At 73.8% G+C, this 2,359-nt stretch carries 2 protein-coding genes and 1 pseudogene; all 3 read left to right on the top strand.

The window, feature by feature from the left end; all coding sequences use genetic code 11:
- Window positions 1–914 (top strand): trans-acting enoyl reductase family protein (locus tag CQZ88_RS09210; protein WP_102799630.1); only part of this gene is annotated, 914 nt, incomplete at its 5' end.
- 284 nt (window positions 915–1,198) lie between these two features.
- Window positions 1,199–2,143 (top strand): sulfite exporter TauE/SafE family protein, encoded by a 945-nt coding sequence (locus tag CQZ88_RS09205; RefSeq protein WP_006939331.1) that lies wholly within the window; start codon window positions 1,199–1,201, stop codon window positions 2,141–2,143.
- Window positions 2,144–2,164: 21 nt separating this feature from the next.
- Window positions 2,165–2,359 (top strand): annotated as a pseudogene (locus CQZ88_RS09200) (hypothetical protein); the annotation flags it as partial.

The raw sequence follows: 2,359 nt of genomic DNA, 5'->3' as shown, positions 1-2,359 counted from the left end.
TCACCGGCGAGGTGCTGTTCCACCGCGAGAGCATCGACCGGTTCGACGACGTGGCCCGCCGCACCGGCGCCCGCATCGTCCATTCCTGCGGATTCGACTCGATCCCCTCCGACCTCGGCGTGCACGCGCTGCACCGGGCCGTGCAGGCCGACGGCGCCGGCGACCTGACCGACACGACCCTGGTGGTGCGTGCGATGCGGGGCGGCGTCAGCGGCGGCACGATCGACTCGATGCGCACCCAGGTGGACGTGGTGCGCCGGGACGCCGAGGCCCGCAAGGTCGCCCTCGCCCCGTACTCGCTGTCGCCGGACCGGTCCCGCGAGCCGGACCTCGGGCGGCAGAACGACCTGGCGACCGTCGACGGGAAGTCCGTCGCCCCCGAGCTGTCCGGCCGGCTCGCACCGTTCTTCATGGGCCCCTACAACACGCGGGTGGTGCGCCGCAGCAACGCGCTCACCGGCTGGGCGTACGGGCCGCGGTTCCGCTACCGGGAGGTGATGAACGTCGGCTCGTCGCGGTTGTCGCCCCTCGTGGCGACCGGTGTCGCGGCCGGCTTCGGGGCGCTGGTGGCGGGCCTGGCGTTCCCCCCGACCCGGTTCCTGCTCGACAAGGTGCTGCCCGCGCCCGGGCAGGGCCCGTCCGAGTCGGCGCGCGAACGCGGCTTCTTCACCATCGACCTGTACACCACGACGAGCACCGGCGCCCGCTACACCGCCCGCGTCGCCGCCCAGGGCGATCCCGGGTACAAGGCGACCGCGGTGATGCTCGGCGAGTCGGCGCTGTCGCTGATCCTCGGCGGCGACCGTCTCCACGCGGGCGGCGGGGTGCTCACCCCCGCGACGGCCTTCGGGGACGTGCTCACCGACCGGTTGCGCGCCGCCGGATTCGAGATCACGGCCCGGCGCCTGCCGTGACCGGCCGCGGCGGCATCCCCGGGCGCGACACGCCGCCCGAAGATGCCGCCGCCGCGCACGACCGGCTATGCTCGGACGGATCGTCGCGAGCGCGGCGAACAGCAGACCGGCGAAGGGACACGAACGTGCAGGCGACGAGCATCGCGGCGGCTCCGGCCACCCTGCTCGCGTTGATGGCGTTCTGGCCCACCCGACGGGGCGCGTGCTTCGACCAGGAGTGTTGCTGAGCGGCGTCCGCCGCCCACCCTCCCCCGGTTCGCTCCTTCGTGGTCGGAGTCTTCTGCATGTTCGCTCTCCTGGTGTTCACGCTCGTCGGTATCGGCGCACAGCTCGTCGACGGTGCCCTCGGCATGGCCTTCGGTGTCACCGCCACCACCCTCCTGATCTTCAGCGGGATCGGCCCCGCACACGCCAGCGCCGCCGTGCACCTCGCGGAGGTCGGCACCACCCTCGTCTCCGGCGCCTCGCACTGGCGGTTCCGGAACGTGGACTGGGGGGTGGTCGCGAAGCTGGGCGTGCCCGGCGCGGTCGGCGCATTCCTCGGCGCCACCGTGCTCTCCAGCCTGTCCACCGAGGCCGCGATTCCGGTGACATCGACGATCCTGCTGGCCATCGGTGTCTATGTGGCGCTGCGGTTCTCCGTCCGGCCGCCCGCCGTCGCGCACGCCCGCACCTCGCCGCACTCGGCGAGGTTCCTGTCTCCGCTGGGCCTGTTCGGCGGGTTCATCGACGCCAGCGGCGGCGGTGGATGGGGGCCGATCACCACGAGCACCCTGCTCTCCCGCGGCAAGACGGCCCCGCGGACGGTGATCGGCTCGGTCAGCGCCTCCGAGTTCCTCGTCGCGCTCGCCGCCAGCATCGGCTTCCTCGTCGGTCTCGGCCGGGAATCGCTCGGCAACCTCCTCGTCGTGGCCGGTCTCGCCCTGGGCGGGGCGATCGCCGCGCCGATCGCGGCATGGCTGGTCAGCCGGGTGCCGGCCACCCTGCTCGGCACCGCCGTCGGCGGCGTCATCGTGCTGACCAACGCGCAGAAGCTGTTCACGGCGTTCGAGATCTCCGGCACGGCCTCCACCCTGCTGTACCTGCTGATCGTGGCCGGATGGATCGCGCTGCTCACGGTCTCGTGGCGCCGCTCCCGGCTCACCCGCGCCGAATCCGCCGGTGCGCTCGAACGCCTCGAGCCGGCCCGCCCCGAACTGCGCGAGCCGGCCGCGGACCGCACGAGCTGAACCTCGCTCTAGGCTCGGCGCATGACGCGCCCCCTCGCCCTGCTCGACGACTACAGCGCCGCCCTCGCCGACGCCGGGCTCGACGTCCCGGCAGACCCGGCCACCGGCATCCGCTGCGCCCCGGCCGGGCACTTCCTCGCCGCCCGGCTGCCGGTGGGCGACCTCGCCACGGGGGCCGTGGCGGCCTTCGCGTCGGCCGCCGACCGATACCGCCAC

Origin of the sequence: Rhodococcus sp. ENV425, from assembly GCF_002887785.1 — a bacterium.
GTDB lineage: Bacteria > Actinomycetota > Actinomycetes > Mycobacteriales > Mycobacteriaceae > Rhodococcus > Rhodococcus aetherivorans.
The sequence above is the reverse complement of the archived record's forward strand: the minus strand, read 5'-3'. Positions and strand labels throughout refer to the sequence as shown.

Coding starts and splice junctions, on each gene's coding strand:
- CQZ88_RS09205 (WP_006939331.1), top strand. CDS start 1,199: ATGTTCGCTCTCCTGGTGTTCACGCTCGTCGGTATCGGCGCACAGCTC.